Annotated in this window: 16 protein-coding genes; 4 read left to right on the top strand and 12 right to left on the bottom strand. The window is 37.0% G+C overall.

Translation table 11 applies throughout. The annotated features are described in order from the left end of the window. Positions 1–1,305 (bottom strand): sensor histidine kinase, encoded by a 1,305-nt coding sequence (locus EHR01_RS11200; protein ID WP_135694873.1) that lies wholly within the window; start codon positions 1,303–1,305, stop codon positions 1–3. Then, positions 1,302–3,188, bottom strand: a complete 1,887-nt coding sequence (locus EHR01_RS11195) for a PP2C family protein-serine/threonine phosphatase (protein WP_135694872.1) — start codon at positions 3,186–3,188, stop codon at positions 1,302–1,304. Before EHR01_RS11195 ends, EHR01_RS11200 begins: the two co-directional genes overlap by 4 nt. A 568-nt stretch (positions 3,189–3,756) precedes the next feature. Here EHR01_RS11195 and perRA point away from each other — a divergent pair. Together perRA and EHR01_RS11185 are read left to right on the top strand one after the other, a co-directional pair. Beyond that, on the top strand, positions 3,757–4,185 hold the full coding sequence (gene perRA, locus EHR01_RS11190) for a peroxide-responsive transcriptional repressor PerRA (RefSeq protein WP_135694871.1): 429 nt from the start codon (positions 3,757–3,759) through the stop codon (positions 4,183–4,185). Positions 4,186–4,214: 29 nt separating this feature from the next. Beyond that, entirely contained in the window at positions 4,215–5,186 is a 972-nt protein-coding gene (locus tag EHR01_RS11185; protein ID WP_135694870.1) for a ketopantoate reductase family protein, read from the top strand. A gap of 24 nt (positions 5,187–5,210) precedes the next feature. On the opposite strand, the gene EHR01_RS11180 is transcribed toward EHR01_RS11185, so the two are convergent. From EHR01_RS11180 to EHR01_RS11140, 9 genes are all read right to left on the bottom strand, one after another. Next, complete coding sequence (locus EHR01_RS11180; RefSeq protein WP_135694869.1) at positions 5,211–5,525, bottom strand: winged helix-turn-helix domain-containing protein; 315 nt, start codon at positions 5,523–5,525, stop codon at positions 5,211–5,213. Between the two features lie 132 nt (positions 5,526–5,657). Then, positions 5,658–6,050: a DoxX family protein gene (locus EHR01_RS11175; RefSeq protein WP_208721767.1), complete on the bottom strand. Its 393-nt coding sequence runs from the start codon at positions 6,048–6,050 to the stop codon at positions 5,658–5,660. 121 nt (positions 6,051–6,171) lie between these two features. Next, positions 6,172–7,380 carry a Crp/Fnr family transcriptional regulator gene (locus EHR01_RS11170; RefSeq protein WP_135694867.1) on the bottom strand — a complete coding sequence of 403 codons (1,209 nt, stop codon included), beginning with the start codon at positions 7,378–7,380 and terminating at the stop codon, positions 6,172–6,174. A 41-nt stretch (positions 7,381–7,421) separates the two neighbouring features. Beyond that, complete coding sequence (locus EHR01_RS11165) at positions 7,422–8,819, bottom strand: alkaline phosphatase family protein (RefSeq protein WP_135694866.1); 1,398 nt, start codon at positions 8,817–8,819, stop codon at positions 7,422–7,424. Positions 8,820–8,831: 12 nt separating this feature from the next. After that, on the bottom strand, positions 8,832–10,040 hold the full coding sequence (gene eboE / locus EHR01_RS11160; RefSeq protein ID WP_135694865.1) for a metabolite traffic protein EboE: 1,209 nt from the start codon (positions 10,038–10,040) through the stop codon (positions 8,832–8,834). Further along, positions 10,037–11,200, bottom strand: coding sequence for a 3-dehydroquinate synthase (locus tag EHR01_RS11155; protein ID WP_135694864.1), 1,164 nt, complete (start codon positions 11,198–11,200; stop codon positions 10,037–10,039). The genes eboE and EHR01_RS11155 overlap by 4 nt, the downstream gene beginning before the upstream one ends. A 9-nt stretch (positions 11,201–11,209) precedes the next feature. Beyond that, on the bottom strand, positions 11,210–12,076 hold the full coding sequence (eboC, locus tag EHR01_RS11150; protein ID WP_135694863.1) for a UbiA-like protein EboC: 867 nt from the start codon (positions 12,074–12,076) through the stop codon (positions 11,210–11,212). Further along, on the bottom strand, positions 12,077–13,105 hold the full coding sequence (locus tag EHR01_RS11145; RefSeq protein WP_135694862.1) for a TatD family hydrolase: 1,029 nt from the start codon (positions 13,103–13,105) through the stop codon (positions 12,077–12,079). A gap of 7 nt (positions 13,106–13,112) precedes the next feature. After that, positions 13,113–13,967, bottom strand: a complete 855-nt coding sequence (locus EHR01_RS11140) for an EboA domain-containing protein (RefSeq protein WP_135694861.1) — start codon at positions 13,965–13,967, stop codon at positions 13,113–13,115. Positions 13,968–14,040: 73 nt separating this feature from the next. Between EHR01_RS11140 and EHR01_RS11135 the strand changes: the two genes are divergently transcribed. Then, a complete protein-coding gene (locus EHR01_RS11135; protein ID WP_244310088.1) occupies positions 14,041–14,673 on the top strand; it encodes a DUF1415 domain-containing protein in 633 nt (210 codons plus the stop codon). Positions 14,674–14,796: 123 nt separating this feature from the next. Then, complete coding sequence (locus EHR01_RS11130; protein ID WP_135694860.1) at positions 14,797–16,620, top strand: alginate export family protein; 1,824 nt, start codon at positions 14,797–14,799, stop codon at positions 16,618–16,620. Between the two features lie 51 nt (positions 16,621–16,671). Here EHR01_RS11130 and EHR01_RS11125 read toward each other — a convergent pair whose 3' ends face one another. Then, positions 16,672–17,388 (bottom strand): TetR/AcrR family transcriptional regulator, encoded by a 717-nt coding sequence (locus EHR01_RS11125; RefSeq protein WP_135694859.1) that lies wholly within the window; start codon positions 17,386–17,388, stop codon positions 16,672–16,674. Between the last annotated feature and the right edge of the window lie 57 nt (positions 17,389–17,445).

Raw genomic sequence — 17,445 nt, 5'->3', positions numbered from 1 at the left:
TTAATCGGCAAGGGGAAGTTGAATGCTAATTTTTGTCCCTTTTGTAAGTTTACTGCTGACCTTTAGGGTTCCACCTTGTTCCGCAAGTAACTCTTTACAGACAAGCAAACCGAGACCTGTTCCTTTTTCCCCAGCTGTTCCAAAACCTGAATCGAATCGTTTCCCTTCAAGGATCTTGGCAAGTAGATCAGGCCCCATACCCACACCGGAATCTTGAAAGCGTATTTCGATACAATCGGAGTTTTTTTCAGTTTCAATTGAAACCTTACTATTCGGGTGAGAATATTTTATCGCATTGGACAATATATTGCGTAAGACAGTTGCTGTCATTCGTTCATCGCAATACACAAAATGATCTTCTGAAACTTTTGTTTCCCAAGTGATACCTTTGTCTTTTGCTTGAATATTGAGTAGATCTAGCGCATTTTTTAAAATTGAATTGAGATTTAAATTTTTGGGATTACATTGCGTTTTTTGCGTTTCATTCCTAACCCAGTCCAATAAGTTTTCCAAAACCAAATACGTTTGGTTTGTACTTTTTTTCAGCTCCGTTAAACCAAAAAGAAGTTCTTCTCTCTCTGGCAATGATTTTGTTATATAACCTAAATACGTACTAATCGTACCAATTGGTCCTTTCAAATCATGTGCAAGGATAGAAAAAATACGATCTTTATGATCATTGATCCTTTCCATTTCCTTTTGGATTCGATTGATATTTCTTAAAAAATAAAACATAAACAAAGCTACAAAAGATAAACAAGATACAACCGAATTGATACGAAACAAATCCTGAACTTCTTTATAATATAATAATGTTCCTTTTTCGAACATACCTGGACTGCCAAAAAACTCAAACCAGATATAAAAGCTTGTATTCATAAGGAATACAAAAAAAATCCAACCCTTCTCATCGTATGAAAAAATCACAAATGGCACAATGGCAAACATTAGAAAATAATAGTAAAACCCACCGGATGTTCCAAAACTAATTGTGGAAACACAAAACAACGGAACTGAAATTGTAAACACCAGGAGAATTCGAGAAAAAAAATACCTTCCCCTCGTATTTAGATACAAAACATAAATTAAAGAACAGATAACAAGGACATGAATGACATTCATGACCAGATAATGGGGAGCACCTGCGATTGCAAAAAAAATGGAATATTCGATATTTGAAAAAATTCCCAAAATGGCAACCAAATTGGAAAGTTGAATACGAACGGAAGTTTCTAAACCCAAATATTCAGCCACCCCTAAATTGAGTAACCGAAATACTCCCAATCGATCCAAGAAAGTTTTCATTTAATATCGATCGTAAAGTATGTTACGTCATCTGACAAACGAAATGCGAAATTCCGAATATCCTTCTTAATTTTTTCGTTTAATTCGGAAAGGGAAAGATGGAACCCACCCACTAATTGTTCTCTTAACCTTGATTCTCCGTACAATTCCCTATTTTTATTTTGGCTTTCCGTAATCCCATCGGTATAAAAAAAGAAACGATCCCCTGATGAAAGTTGGTGAGAAAATGTTTCCACGAGGACATCTTTTTTCCAACCCATAATCGGCCCCCTTCCCCCTAGCGGTGTTAAGGAATTAGAAACAACATTCATGGAATAAGGACTCGGATGTCCCATCACCGAATATTTTAAAATGGAATGTTTTAAATCAAAATGACTAACAACGGCAGTGATATAATTTTTTTCGACTACTGGCAACATTTTCATGTTTAACTCTAACAAAAAGTTAGAGGGATCTTTTACTTTCGGAGCAATCTCTAAAAAATTGACCTTTAACATACTAGCGATCAATGCAGCAGCAATCCCATGTCCAAGAACGTCACATAACAAAAATGTTATGGAGCCGTCTTCGTGAATATAATAATCAAAATAATCTCCACCAATTTTTTCCATTGGCATAAATACAGAAGCAACACTGAGTGTATGGTGTTTAAATTCCATAGGAGGGATCAGTTTAGCTTGTAATCCTGCAGCCATCACCAAATCATCATGTAACAACTTATATTGTTTATGTAGTTCTTGTGTGCGCAAGGTGATAAGCATTTCAAGTGATTCATTCAGATTTCGAAGTTCCCTTCTCGTCCTAGCACTTTGTAGAGCAATGGCAAGTACACCGGCGAATAAAAATGTTAAAATTCCATATTGAGTTAGGTAAGCATTTTTCCCAGTTATCAAATCTGTAAGGACATCTGCAATTCCAAAAAAAGTTGCTACCAGTGCCCCCAAGGATACAACTACGGCTTCCGCTGTTTTTTTATAATTTCGAACCAGTAGCTGGATTAGGATTGGAACCTTAACAGCAAGTAAAAAATACCAAATATAAACTAAATAAAATCGATGATCAGGTTCCATCGAAAACAGTTGTGTGAAAGCAAGGACTGTGTCTAAAAAGAAAGTTATGACTGCAAGTTTAGTAATCCGTCGATCAAAAAGAGTATGAACAAATAACATGATAAAGACGGGAAATATAAACTGGCAAAAAAACAAAAGTCTTACAAGAATCTCCGGATGGATCAATAAAAAATGAATCTTATTGATAGAAGGCAATCTCCAACCCACAAAGAAGATAGCTGTACCCGCTAAATACAATCCGGATTTTGAGGATCGATTCAAAGCATAACCGATAGCCTGTTGTAAAAAAATCCCAAAAAATAAAGCACCAATGAGGATTTGGTTCACATCCTCAAAAACCATTTTATCTTTGATTTCGTCTTGGGTCCCAAAATAGGGAATTGATCGAAAGATACCACACCTAAACTGTGTTTCACGACATTCAATATCCACAACCAATTCATTTTCACCCTGCTTCAAGAGAGAATTTGGAATCTCATAGTAACGAACTTTATACCAATATGGATAATATTCTGGCGAAAAACTCCCCGTTGTGCCAATGGGAACTCCATTCCAAAAAGTTTGATCCGCAGAATGTACCCGGTCCATATAGATTGCCTGTGAAAACTCAGGAAAAGTTGGAACAGAAATCTTTAGTCGATATTTTCCCCGCAAGGGAACGTTGTATCCTTGTTTTACTAGGGGAACACCAACTAACACAGGATTAATTTCTTTTTTACCTTCTTCTTGGAAGGTCCAACCGGATTCCAAGGAAATTACTTCTGCTCCGAGAGGATACACAAAGAAAAAAAGGAGAAGAAACAAATATCTCATTGGATGGCAATTCCGATGTTTTTTAGAATCTCGGTAGAACACCGAAAGGATTGAACCCGAACCTTTCCGAAGTGCAAGGATTTTTTTGGACCCAGCAAGTTTCATTTTGATATGGAGAAAATCGTCACCTGCATTAGTTAGGTGAGGAATAAGAGACAATGGAATCTATGGAAGCAAGGCACAAGTGGATGATGGGTTTTCTTTTGTTAGGGAATGGATTTCTTCCCTCAGTCAAAAAGGTAAGTGACTTTCCTTTTGCAGTAACTGTGAAAAGATCGCTTCTCACCGGTAGATGGTTGCAGAATGAACCCAGCAAAGCCCAGAGAACCCTCCTCATAGTCGATTCTGTAAATCTTTAAGCACTCCGTCACTTCGGACATTGTTCTTCTCCAGACTAACCCATTCCATCTGTTCACAAAATAACATGGGTTTCCTTATGCACCGACTTACCTTCCAGAAAACATTTTGATTAGATTCGATCTAAAATAAAACTCATTCCTAGCAAATGATTTTTTAGACTTAGTCTAATTATTGACAAAAAAAAGCATCCAGAGAAGGTGAAACTGAGATGGATTTAAGTTACCAAAAAACCAAGGAACTCCTCGAATCTCATGGGATTCGCCCCACTTCGCAGAGATTGGAAATGGCACATTTGCTCCTAGAGCGGCACCAACATCTTTTTGCAGAAGAAGTATTCCATTTGGTGAATTCCCATTTTCCACATGCATCGCGAGCTACCATTTTCAACAATCTCAAACTCTTCGCAGAAAAAGGAATGTTAGGAACTTTGGAACTAAAAAGTGGTGTGACACATTTTGATTCCAACATTGGCCCTCACCATCATGCCCTCAATGAAGAAACTGGCGAGATCACTGACGTAGAGATGGACGAAGGACTTGAGTCAAAAGTTTTGGATGAATTGAAGGAAAGTTATTTTAGAAAGACAGGTAAAAAATTAGAGAACGTTAAACTTGTCATTACACTCAGAGGGAAATAACTTTCCCTTTTTTGTTTGTTCAGAGCGATATGCAAACGAAACATCCTTCCATAGCCATTAGCGGGATCGGTTCCGTTACAGCTACCATCATCCATGCTCTTTATCAAAATTCCATTCCATTTAAAATTCTTTGTCGTAACGAAAGCAGATTTCAATTTTTAAGTGAGAATCCAATTAGGTTCAAAGGACCTCAAGGCCACATTGTTTCAATTGATTTAAATGAACACCTAACGAATATTCATGATTGTAATGATTCATTTGATTATATTTTCATTGGATGCAAAAATCAGAATCTTCCAGAATATTTAGAAGAAACCAAATCATTTTTGAAGCAAGAAGGGAAATGGATTCTCATTCAAAATGGAATTCCAGAAGGTCATTTTGAATCCTATCAAAATAAAATACTCGGTGGAGTTGTTGGTTGGAATACACAAACCTTAGCCGATGGAACTTATTACCAATCAAATGTAGGAAGTCTCATTATCGGAGGAGTTCCAAAACCAGAACCCATCTGGAACCAACTACTTCCTCCACATATCCCTATAATACGAACAGACCAAATTACTGGTTATCGTTGGCATAAACTTGCAATCAATTCCATCATCAACGGATTGGCAGCATCCAAACAGTTGAGTTTAGGTCAGTTGTTTCTAAATAAAAATTCAAGAATCGATGCATTAGATACTGTGACAGAAATTAAATCACTGATGAATCATCTAAAGATTGAAGAACAAGTAGTTCCAGGATCTTTTCCAATACAAAAATTAGGCGGTGGAAAAGGTGCTATGCCTACATGGATACGCCATCTAATACTAATTTTACTTGGCCTAAAGTATTATAAAATTCGTACTTCGATGGTCCAAGATTTAGATCATGGGCGAAAAACAGAAATTGACTTTATCAATGGTGAAGTTGTAAAAATTGCAAACAACTATAGGATTCAAGTTCCAAAAAACGAATGGATTGTTGCGAAAGTAAAAGAATTAGAAAAGAGCCTATAACAAAAAATTGGTAACTTTCTTTCGTTATTTACCTAACCTAAGTAATTCCAAAATGGAATGATTGGCTTCTAAAGGATGTCGTAGTTTTTGTTCGGTTTGGATGATGTATTGGTTTCTTCTTCCATCTTTGCTTTTTTCTAAAATTTCAGCTTCAACCAAATCCTTAACAATTGCTTGCACTGCTCTCTCGGTGATGCCAACAAGAGTTGCTACATCCTTCAACCGAATTTCAGGGTCTTTGCTCAAACAAATCAAAACATGAGCATGGTTAGAGAGAAAAGTCCACTGGCCTCCTTTTTTAGTGTTCTCTTGCAATTTTTTCTTCGGCTCTTTTATCATTTTTACTATTTAAAATCCAAACAGGAGATTCCATTAAAAAAACATAAACTCCTAATGCTCCAGCTAATACTACCTGCTCAATTCATCCACTAAAAAATCAAAAGAACGATCTTCGGATTACCTTCACCTAACTTACATTGATTCAGTAGATTCACTAGACCATTTGTATTCTCGCACAAGCCATGCCCAATAAATAAACAAAAACTGAAATGGTAATCGTGCATACAAAGCCCAGATTGGAACGCCATAATCTTTGCCTTCCAATGCAGTTAACAACATATTGATATTGGCAGGATAAATCGCCAAAAGAAGTAAGATAATTCCATAACTTGCCATCTTCCGCATCCTTTCATAAAGAACAAGGGATCCCAAGGTGATTTCTGCAAGTCCACTCGTAACATTCAATAGTTCATGAAAAGGTAGGTAGTCAGGCATCATTTCCAAATAAAATTCGGGAGAGAAAAAATGATTGATGCCAGCTGTTATGTAGAACGCCCCGAGAGAATACACGAGAAACTTTTTCATCACCGAACTAGAACATAGCGGAAAAAAAAATCATTACAAATTTTTGAATGTTAGAAAAATGATCTACGCGGTTTTTGACCTGACCCCAAAACCAGGAAAATTTAGACTCCCCCCTGGTTCCTTAAGCGACAATCTGCCCCTCTTTTGATTTATAATGTCCCAATTTTTCTTCCAAACGTTTGCGGCTTTTGATCGTGATACGACTCGGTTCAATCACAAGATTTGTGTCGGACAAAAATTCTTGGATGGTGTCCTGTTTGACTTTGATGATCCCGCACATATTACAAAGTTCTTCCATTTGGATGTAAATGGTATGAGCATTGGCAAGGCTTTCATCTAAAGTTCTACCCAAACGAATGTCCTGGTCTCGAATCGAATTATACAAATAGGCATAAAGTCGAATCACGGGTGTTTTTAACCGAAGGATCACCAAACGTTGGTGCGAAAACCATATCCTTCTGGCAATACTCTCAAAGATTTTTTGTAATAAGGATGGTCCCACAGATTCAAAGAGGTTTTCTGCAGTAACACGAAGTATTTTACTTTTTGTTTCCGTAATGGCCGAGGCCATTCGGGGGGCATTGTCAATCAATGACATCTCCCCAAAAATTTCACCAGGCCCCAACACATCGATTACATACTCATACCCACGAACAATGCTGAATAGTTTGACATTCCCTTCTAACACAACATAGATTTCGTTATTTTTTTCACTTTCGACAAACAGAATCTCGCCGGCTTCTAAATTGGCCTGCATACTTTCCCAAACAAAAGGTTTGTAATTGGATCCAATGGATCTGAGTAATTCAGTGGCTTCTGATAAATTCTCTGTTGAGTTATTTTCTTTTGACCATTTGATAAACGTCTGTAGGGAATAAGCAGCTAAATTTGGTTTTTGCCAAGAAAGGTAAGTCCGAGCATTGAGCACCAAACGTTCAGGATGGTAATCACGATCGGCTGGTTTATTTGCTTTGGAAAGATGTTTTTGTAAGGTTCTGAGTTCTCTTGAATACAAACCCAAAATTTTCATTGCGAGTTCTTTTCTTTCTTTGAGATAGGAGCCGAGAAGTCGGATAGGAATTTGTACTAGTTCTACATCTGTGTCAGCAAACAAAGTCACTAAAAACCGATGTTCTGTGAGAGCGGAGACGAGTCCAAAACTATCTCCTGCTTCGTAAAAAGCAAGCTCATGATCCACCACAATGTGCTCGGAATCAACGGACACACGGCCAGACCTGACAATAAAAAAGTTTCCTGTATTAATGGAATTCTGCACAACAATGGCAGCACCTTTGGAATAATTAACAACTTTGATTTCTTCTACAGACACTGGGTTAAAAATAATGTTTCCGAAGGATACGAGTCAAACACTTAAATCTCTGAAGTCATCTGATCCCAAATCAAATCGTACACTTTAGTAGCAGAAATTTCTTTTTGGGGATATAATTTGTTTGAGGAAAAAATAGGGTAAAATTCCTTTTTCTGGTGCAAGGCCCCATGAGAGCCCTTAACCAAACTCGCGTCCAAAGGGATGACATCCATTAGGTATCGAAATCCCAGTTTTTTGCGGAGTAATTTCAGCCCCGCCTTAAGTTTAATCATTGGATTTTTTGGATCCATAAACATTTCGCAAGGATCATATCCCGGTTTTCGATGAATATCCACCAAACGAGCATAATCTGGAGCTTTCCTTTCATCTAACCAGTAGTAATATGTAAACCAGGATTCAGAATCGGCAACCAACACAATATCTCCAGAGCGTTTGTGGTCTATTCCGTATTTTTTTTGACTTTTTTTATCTAAAATAAGTTTAATGCCGGAGACCTTACTCAAAATTTCCATGATCTGTTTTTTGTTTGTTGGATCATTACAATATATATGAGATATTTGGTGATCGGATACAGCAAAAGCTTTGGATGCACCGGGATCTAAAAGTTCATACCACCTTTCTTTTCGAACTGAAAGATAACCATTCTCTCTTAAAATTCTGTTGATATGGATGGGGTGATTGACTGGTGTAATTCCATATTCAGAAAGCAAAACAATTTTAGTTTTTTGTGATTCATAATATTCGATTAACTGTTTTAATACAGAATCAATTTCCAAAAGTTCATTCTGAATCTTAGAAAAATCGGGACCAAATTTTTGAAGACAATAATCTAGATGCGGAAGATATACAAGGGTTAAATTAGGATTATATTTTTTATCAACATAGATAGTTGCATCGGCGATCCATTGGGTCGATTTGATATTTGCATTCGGCCCCCAAAAGTTGAATAGAGGGAATTGACCAAAAGTGGATTGGAGTTCTTCACGAAGTTCCGGTGGATGCGAATAACAATCAGGTGCTTTGACTCCATCAGCATGGTATTGTGGTCTTGGGGTCACAGAATAATCGGCACTAGAGTACATATTGTACCACCAAAACATTTTAGAACAAGTGAAGTTCGGGTCTATTTTTTTGGCTCTATCCCAAATTTTTTCTGCAGCAACTAAATGATTGGATTGTTTCCAAAATTTAATTTCTGCATCCTCTTGGTCATACCATCCATTTCCAACAATGCCGTGTTCACTAGGTAATTTTCCTGTTAGGTAAGTAGACTGGACACTTGTGGTTACGGCAGGTAACATAGGCTCGATGAGGAGAGTTCTTCTTTGGTCCAGAAATTTTTTTAAAAAAGGTGTGAACTCTCCCACCAAATGACTGCTAAGTCCGACAACATCAATGACAATTGTTTTTTGGAATACTTTGTTTTTTGATTGTTTCATTTTAAAAATTTCTCACTTATTTTTATCTTCTAAAACAGATTGTACCCACTGCAATTCACGAATAATCGATTCTGAAACTGGGATTTGTGTTTCCTTTGGTAAAACTCCCCATGTGTAGGTTTCTACTTCCAAAGCTTTGGTGAATATAGTTTGTTTCTGTAGATTTAAAAGTTCTAATACTTCCTTTTGTGTGGAAGAAAGGTGCCCGTAGGATTCTAAAAATACAGGAACGTGAAAATGTATCCTCCATTCAACAAATTGTTTTTTCCCATTTTGGATTGCTTGTGGTAAATCAGGAAAAGATTCCAATGTACTGTCTTTCGATTGGATGAGCACTTGGTGGAGATACGTCGGCTCGTCAAAACTAGAAACCAAGTCTAGTAATGAATTTGTTTCGTTTGAAAAATTTATTTTTAAAGCTGAACTAATTTGAATCCTTCCAACTTGAATAGAATGTTTAGCGAGTAAGGATAAAATACTTTTGTTATCTTCAAAACTTACTGCAGCATGACAGGCATCCAAACAAATGCGAATATGATCTTTGGCCATTTGTTCAGCAGCTTTCTGATCCACACCTAACATCATCTGGATTCTTGGTACAACCATTGGAAGAAAATCAGACAAAAACCATTCTACCCAAAGTTGTACGTTTCCTAAAATTCCATCCGGTTCCGGCTCTATATCCAAATGTAATTTTTGGCCATGATCCAATTTCATTTGGATCAGATGTATTGCCACATTTACGATTTGTTCAGTTGCCGATAAAATCCTTTCTTTACGCAAGGATTCATTTGAATCAAAATAAAAATAAGACAATGGAGGTGTAGAAACTCCTCCTTCCATTCCTTCGGGCAATAATTCGGAGAGGATAGAAAACAAACGAAGAGTGTAATCAAACCTTTCTTTCGTTGCCCAATCTGGTCGATAAACATTTTCTTTAACAACGGTTTCATGAAAGCCGCCATACGGAAACCCGTTGATTAAAAAAACATAAATCCCCTCTTTGTTTAACCACTCTTTCCATTCAGCCATAACCTTAGAGTCCATCAACTCCAAGGAAGCTTCATTGCTTAAACGTAACCCCAATCCCATTGGTGCATCAGGGGAAACGGATTTGTGTATTCCAGGTAAGTGAGATTTTAGGTGTAAAAAATGATCGGACCAGGATTCTCCAGGATGAATATTGGAACAATAGGTCAAATGGCCGTATTTTGTCTTCATGTGTATTCTTCCAGGAAGTTTACAGAATCAGCCAAAGTTTTTGAATCCATTTCGTGAACCTCCTTACTGATTCCAATACCACATAACAACATAATGGTGAGCTTACCTCCAAGATGTTCTTGGAACTCTCGCAATCCTAAATATAAATTTTCTTTTTTATTCTCGGATAATTTGGGATGATATATTGCAAATCCTAGTTGTTTCAATAAAAGCAGGATTCGATCCCTACTTTCCTTTGGTAAAAGTTGATTCTGATAGGAATACACAGTATCCAAAGCCATTCCAATAGCAACAGCTTCACCATGCCGCAATGAAAACTCAGTTAAGTATTCTAATTTATGGGCTGCCCAATGTCCAAAATCAAGGGGCCGAGAAGAACCAAATTCAAATGGATCACCATTTGCAATATGGTCCATATGTAGTTTTGCACAACGATGGATTAAATACGACATTGTATCTAAATTTCGATTCTTTAAGTTTACAGCATTCGATTCAATCCATTCAAAAAAAATAGGATCTTTGATCAAAGCAACTTTGATTGCCTCAGCCATTCCTGACCGCCAATCCCGATCATCTAAACTTTCTAAAAAACTGAGATCATTAAACACGGCTACTGGTGGTGCAAAAGTTCCAAGGAAGTTTTTTTTACCTTGGTAGTTGATGCTATTTTTAACTCCTACTCCCGAATCATTTTGTGATAAAACTGTACTAGGAATTCGGACCAATCGGATTCCTCTATGTGATACAGCTGCCACATAACCAACTAAGTCGAGAATGGCACCTCCACCGATGGCGATGATATAAGAATGGCGATCAATCCCAAACTGGTCCACGGCATCAACTAAAGATTCCCAAATTTTTGGATTGTTTTTACAACTTTCACCACCAGGAACCACCATTATATCACTCGTTAGTTGAACTACTTGATCCAAATCCTGAAAATAACTGCGAATTTCAAAAACTAAATTTGGGAAATGGAAAAGTAAACCTTCATCTAAAACAACTAAAGCCTTTTTTGTAGTTCCTAGGTTCTGTTCAGAAATGAAAAATCGAGACAAAGTAGGATTTTCTGGATGAAAAATTTTTTTCGTAAACTGAACTGTATAACGAAATTTAACTTGGAACTCAGAAGAAAGAGAAGGATATAAACTTTCAAACATATTCAATTTTCAGGTAACCGAAAAATATTTTGCCAACAACAAAGAAACCGGCAACAAACAAAGAATCAAAAAAGCGACAAAAACAAATCCAAAACTGGAAGCAAAAGATGTATTTAAAATGATAAGGGATATTACGCCCATTTTTACCGCCTTACCAATATTTGGTCCAATTGGATTTTTGTAGGCCGCGACTAGAGGAGGGAAAATCATTCCCAAATGCAAAAGTCCAAAAGGAAAACTATAATAAAAATTTCCTAAGAAAAAAGAAAGTGCCAATTGCGAAAAAATCACAATCAAATACAAGACACCAGCAAGCACTAAGTTAGTTTTTTTTCCACCATGGACTTCATCTCGACTAATCATCGTGATTGCTGCAATATAAAGAATTGGGAAAAGAGAAAGGAAAAGTCGGTTGGATTCAATATTTGTTACCAAACTCATTCCTAAAACCAAATTACCACCACGACAAAGCCCCATAACCACTGGACCTAAAACCGGATGGTGTTTCGCAAAACGGTTGTAAGTAAGAATTGCCAAAATAATAAAACAAACAATCCATCCACTTTGTGTTTGATATAAAAAAGAAAATAAAAGACCAAGTCCTAGTAGGATATTACCGAACAGTAAAGCTGAATGTTTAGAAACCTTACCACTGGGAATGGGACGTTCCGGTCTTTCCTTCGTATCGATCACTACATCAAAATAATCGTTTAATACAACACCTCCACCATACAGACATATGGTGGAAAGAAAAAGAAAAATAGGAGTATTGTCCTTCCAAACAAAACCCACAATGGCCATACCTGCAAGTATATCAGCCAAAGCTGTGATTACATTTGCCGGTCTCAGTAAAGTTAAGTAAGCTTTTAAATTCATTTATTGGATAAACAAAGAGTTTTTATTGATCACTGGTTGTTGGCCACCCCTAAGGACAGAGTTACCATGAAATTTTGCATTAGGATCAGGCGAAAATTCTAAATCAAAATCTTTTACATCAATCTGTCCACTTTTTGCAAAAGCATCAATGGCATTCTGGTAAGTGACCATCCGGATCACATCCTTTGGAATTCCTCTTTGCATCATAAGAGCAGCAGTTTTTGGAATTGCAAGGGGATCTGAAATTCCCCAATCGGCACTTGAATTAATCATGATCCTTTCTGGTCCATATTTTTCAACGACAGAAACCATTCTTTCATTTCCCATTTTAGTAAATGGATAAATGGTAAAGGCAGCCCAAAATCCTTGGTCTAACACTGACTTAACGGTTTCTTCATTATTATGATCCACCACAACCCAAGAAGGATCTAAACCATGTTCGATGGCAATCGACATACTTCTTTCTGTTCCTCTTTTTTTATCTCGATGCGGGGTATGAATTTGTACGGGTAACTTAGCTTTTTTTGCAAGTTCCAATTGGAGGCGATAATACTTTTCTTCTAAAACTGTTTGGTCGTCAAAACCAATCTCTCCAATTCCTACGACACCTTCTTTAAAAGCAAACAAAGGCAAAATTTCCATCACCTCTTCCGCAAGACGTTCGTTATTTGCTTCTCGAGAATTTAATCCCATTGTGCAGTAGTGTTTGATACCAAATTGAGAAGATCGAAATCTTTCCCAACCAACAAGACTGCTATAATAGTCTTTAAAACTAGAAAGTCCAGTCCTTGGTTGGCCCACCCAAAATGCTGGCTCAATGATGGCAACGATCCCGGCCTTTGCCATCATTTGGTAGTCATCAGTTGTCCGCGATACCATATGGATATGAGGATCAAAAAATCGCATCCCTTGGATCAGGTTCTCATAATCTTCCCATAACAAATCCCTATGGGTTGGAGTATCTTCGGAATGTTCTATAGATTCAAAATGAGAAGGATTTTTTTTTGGTTCGTTTGGATTTTGGCACATTGATTTTTTAAGGGATGGACTCTAGTTTAGACCAATCCAATTCTCCGTTTTGTATTGATAATTCTAATTCTGGATGGTTTGCTAGTAAAGAGCGAAGTTTAGGTTCTTTGGATTCAAAACAGACAAGAGCTGCTGCTTCTTTCTCTCCACTTTCTTCAGATGCAAACATACGAATAAGAGTAGAAGAATGTTCCTCATTTGAAAACGGTGTGAGGAGTCGCAAAATTTGCGGAGGGATTTTTCTCCCAGCAGCAAATCGTTCATCGATAAAATCAGAAATCGAAATAGCCAATTCCTTATTTTTACGTCGATCTAATCCATAAATCAAATGGATTGGTTTTCTGTTAAAAATAGTTTTTAATACAAGTTGGTTCCAAGCAGATTCAGGAAAATATAATTCAGGATAAGGATTTAAAAGAGATATAGCATCAAATACAAAACCCATATTTGAACGAACTGCATCTGTTGCTCGTGATAGCCATTCCCAAGGATAAGGAAGAAGAGGCAGGGCGGAATATAAAGCAACCAATTCATTTAATTCGGCTGTATCAAAAAGAGTTTCAATATTTTTTATACAATCTTCTTTTGGATCTTGAGGAATTTGCAACAACAACCAAACTCTCGCTAAATGAACAAGGCTCCACCCGTCAACTTGGTACCCAGGCAAATGTGGAATTAAGTTTCCTTTTACTTTATCATCATAAGAAATATTTTTTTTTGATAAAAACCGAGGTGCTGCAACAAACGCAGTCATTAAATCCAAAACATTGGTTTTTGTTTTGTTTTCTAACCACTCGCGCTCCGACTTTGTTGTCATTTCAAAAAGAAATTGAGTCAATTCTATTGTAGTGTTGGCATTCATAAGAAGAGATATTTGAAATCTTCTGACCCAGGGTCACTTCGTAAATCAAATAATCACTAACAAAATCCGAATCTTGAACAATTGGCTTGTTTTTAATGATCGGTTTTCTGAAATCAACAAAGAATCAGAAATAAAAGGATACAAATTGGAAAAACAACCAAAGCATTCAGAGACTGCAGATGAGATTTTATTCAAAACAAAAGAATGGATTCAAAAAGCAGTGATAGGGCTTAACCTTTGTCCTTTTGCAAAACCTAGTTTTTCATCCAATACAATTCGTTATACGATCAGCCATTCTCAAAACAACAAAGAACTTTTAGCCGATCTAAAATCAGAATTAAATACCATTGTTTCGAGTGATCCTCTTCTGGTTGAAACTACCCTCCTCATCCATCCTTATGTTTTGGATGATTTTCTTGATCAAAATGATTTTTTAGATGAGACGGACCGCCTCCTTCGCCAATTGAATTTAGAAGGGATCATACAAATCGCAAACTTCCATCCTCATTTTCAGTTTGCTGATCAACACATAGACGACATAACTAATTTTGTTGGACGATCTCCATATCCTATATTACATCTGTTACGTGAAGATTCCATCAGTCGAATCGTTGACACACATCCAAATATTGACAGTATTTTTGAAAACAATCGAAAAACGATGAAAAAATTAGGCCATGAAGGATGGCGCCAACTTGGACAATAATTTCTTTCCAAATTTTTATTTGATTCCTATGACAAATCCTAAGATTCCTACCCATCAAAAAATATAAGATTTGAATGTTGTTACAAACTATATCCACTGGCTGAAAAACAGAGGTGGTATCAAATGTACGCAGGCAATCATCGAATGATCATTGGTCTCTTATGGTTGGGGATTTTTTTAACATCCTTTACCATACCTTTGGAAGCACAGTTCATCACTCCCACTAAAAAAGAAGTGCCCGAAACTCCACCGCCTCCGCCAACGCCACCACCACAACCCCCTGCTTTGCCGGAAGAACCAGTTGAATACGTGAGTCCGATGAAAGGAAATTTATCCGGAGAATACTTAAAAAGTTTACAAGTTACCGCAAAACAAAGAAAGGCGATGCAAGAAAACACTAACCTTTGGTTTGCCGATCGTTTCCGTGTTGGATTTGGCATTCGACCAAAAGCAGATTCACTTTATAATACAGACTTTGACAGGTCCACACCTGACAATCGGAATACGGTGAGCAACCAAACTCAGTTTTATATTATTGGGGATTTAACTCCTAATGTTTTATTTAAAATAACCATGCAGGATGTACGCCTTTGGGGTGGAGAAATTACAAGTGGAGCTGCAGATCAAAAATTTGGTGTGATCCCAAATGGTGGAACTCTAGTTGATACCACCAAACAAAAGGAAGTTGCTTTAAACAATTATACTGGCATTCGCGAAGCCTTTGTTGATTTAAAAACGACCAACCAAATGTTCCGAGTTCGTACGGGTCGCCAAATTCTGGACTATGGAGACGGAAGAATTCTGGGATCTAGAAATGATAGTTTGAACGGTAACTCTTTTGATGCTGTGCGAACAACATTTAACATCCAAAAACAAAGTTTAGATTTTTTTGGTGCAATCATTAGTTCAGAAAATAACGCCAACAGTATGGTATCTAACAATTCGACAAGACTTGGTGGGACAGGAAATGCTTCTTATTATGGTGCTCATTATGGGTATAAACCATGGGAATGGTTAGGAATTGAGGTTTATAATTTTACTTTATACAAACAAAAACAGAAAGCAACCAGTACAACTGCAAACTATGGATCCGAAATTTATTACCGAGGTCCAGACCAACTCAACACTTCTGGATTTCGACTTACCAACAGGACTAAAAATAATACAATCGCAAGTGAAACAGGAATTGACTGGATGGTAGAAGCTGCATGGCAAACAGGATTTAATGGAGAAAGAGTATCGCCAGATTGGCTAAACCAAACAGGAACATATACAACGGATAAAAAAACCGGAGAACCCCCTCCTTTATCATCCCGAGTTCAATACAAAGCAAATATCGTTGCCGTTCAGTTAGGTTACACACCTGTAAAAGAATTTCGAATTGGCGTACAATATGTCCAAGCTTCTGGGGACCCCAATAGAAATGATGGAAGTGTTGCGACGTACAACCCACTCTTTGCAACAAGACGAATGGCCGGAGGTGGGATGCCATTCTCAGGAAACGGAAATTCGGGAATGGTTTTCTGGCAAAACATCAAAGACTATTCCGTTCACATTAAATATGAATCTGCAAAGTGGGGAGTATTTATTATTAACCCACACTGGTATTATAAAGTAAAACTCCAAGATGGTTATTATGATAACAATAACTATGTTGCAGGAAGTAAAGCAACAGGGGAAACCGCGTCGACTGAAGATTACTATAATACTGAAGCATATAATCAGAACCGACCAAAGTTAGGAAGGCATGTGGCCACAGAAATTAATCTTATCTATATCGTCACACCATTCGAAAATGTTTCCTTTTGGTTTGGTGCAAGTTCTTTATATGCGGGAGATGCAATTCGAAATCAAAAAAATAATCCACACGAAACCGATCCATACCATCGGTACGATTTCAAACCAAACTCAAGTTACTTTACTTTCCAGAGTGTGTTTGCCATTTAATTTGCTTTTTCTGAAACAGATTGTTTTCCCCGGTTTTTTTTACCGGGGTTTTTATTTTTTCTTTCTATAGACTTTCGCAACATTCATTTGCGGAGAAAGACCATTCAAAATTAAATCCAAACCAAATTCAAAATCATGAAGACCATTGTATTTTCCAGACACAACTTTTTTTGTTAAACTAATCAAATTAAGGAAGGGACTTTTCTCCAAACTTGTCAAATAACCTTCAGCAACCTTGGAGTATTCTTTGGGATCAATGGGGAAATTCAACTCTTGTAATATATATCCATAGATATGACTATCGATCGCATTGATAATATGGTCTGCCATAGGCAATGAAAATCCGGCAGAATGAAGGCAACCAAGCGTAGCATCAAAATAAGTTAACATAGCAGGTCCTATATTGATCCGGGATACAATCAACATTGGTGACCAAGGATGTAAATTTAAAATCTCCCTGGCAGATCTTGCCCTCTTTTTCATTTCTTTTTTCCAGTCACCGCCTATCTTCGGTAAAGTGATTTGCGAGACTACTAAATCTACCATTCCATCCAAAAGTTCATCTTTATTTTTTACGTGATTGTACAATGACATTGCTTCAACACCAAGACGTAAGGCCAAACTTCTCATTGATAATTCTTCTAAACCGGACTCATCCGCCAACTGGATTGCTGTCATTAGAACCAAATGTTTCGATAGGGCATTCCTCTTTTTTAAATTTGTTTTTAGTGGGCTTTTATTTGGTTTCTCTGTTTTCTTTTTTACCATAAACAAACTTTCTTTATCCTAAATATCGCTATAACCTATTTTAAAAAATAGGAAACC

The sequence above is a fragment of the Leptospira mtsangambouensis genome, from assembly GCF_004770475.1.
In the GTDB taxonomy this organism is placed as follows: domain Bacteria; phylum Spirochaetota; class Leptospiria; order Leptospirales; family Leptospiraceae; genus Leptospira_A; species Leptospira_A mtsangambouensis.
This window is presented reverse-complemented; position numbering and strand designations above follow the sequence as displayed.

Excerpts from the sequence above, each read along its gene's own strand:
- EHR01_RS11200 (WP_135694873.1), bottom strand. The coding sequence starts at position 1,305 with ATGAAAACTTTCTTGGATCGATTGGGAGTATTTCGGTTACTCAATTTA.
- EHR01_RS11195 (WP_135694872.1), bottom strand. The coding sequence starts at position 3,188 with ATGAGATATTTGTTTCTTCTCCTTTTTTTCTTTGTGTATCCTCTCGGA.
- perRA (WP_135694871.1), top strand. The coding sequence starts at position 3,757 with ATGGATTTAAGTTACCAAAAAACCAAGGAACTCCTCGAATCTCATGGG.
- EHR01_RS11185 (WP_135694870.1), top strand. The coding sequence starts at position 4,215 with ATGCAAACGAAACATCCTTCCATAGCCATTAGCGGGATCGGTTCCGTT.
- EHR01_RS11180 (WP_135694869.1), bottom strand. The coding sequence starts at position 5,525 with ATGATAAAAGAGCCGAAGAAAAAATTGCAAGAGAACACTAAAAAAGGA.
- EHR01_RS11175 (WP_208721767.1), bottom strand. The coding sequence starts at position 6,050 with ATGAAAAAGTTTCTCGTGTATTCTCTCGGGGCGTTCTACATAACAGCT.
- EHR01_RS11165 (WP_135694866.1), bottom strand. The coding sequence starts at position 8,819 with ATGAAACAATCAAAAAACAAAGTATTCCAAAAAACAATTGTCATTGAT.
- eboE (WP_135694865.1), bottom strand. The coding sequence starts at position 10,040 with ATGAAGACAAAATACGGCCATTTGACCTATTGTTCCAATATTCATCCT.
- EHR01_RS11155 (WP_135694864.1), bottom strand. The coding sequence starts at position 11,200 with ATGTTTGAAAGTTTATATCCTTCTCTTTCTTCTGAGTTCCAAGTTAAA.
- eboC (WP_135694863.1), bottom strand. The coding sequence starts at position 12,076 with ATGAATTTAAAAGCTTACTTAACTTTACTGAGACCGGCAAATGTAATC.
- EHR01_RS11145 (WP_135694862.1), bottom strand. The coding sequence starts at position 13,105 with ATGTGCCAAAATCCAAACGAACCAAAAAAAAATCCTTCTCATTTTGAA.
- EHR01_RS11140 (WP_135694861.1), bottom strand. The coding sequence starts at position 13,967 with ATGAATGCCAACACTACAATAGAATTGACTCAATTTCTTTTTGAAATG.
- EHR01_RS11130 (WP_135694860.1), top strand. The coding sequence starts at position 14,797 with ATGTACGCAGGCAATCATCGAATGATCATTGGTCTCTTATGGTTGGGG.
- EHR01_RS11125 (WP_135694859.1), bottom strand. The coding sequence starts at position 17,388 with ATGGTAAAAAAGAAAACAGAGAAACCAAATAAAAGCCCACTAAAAACA.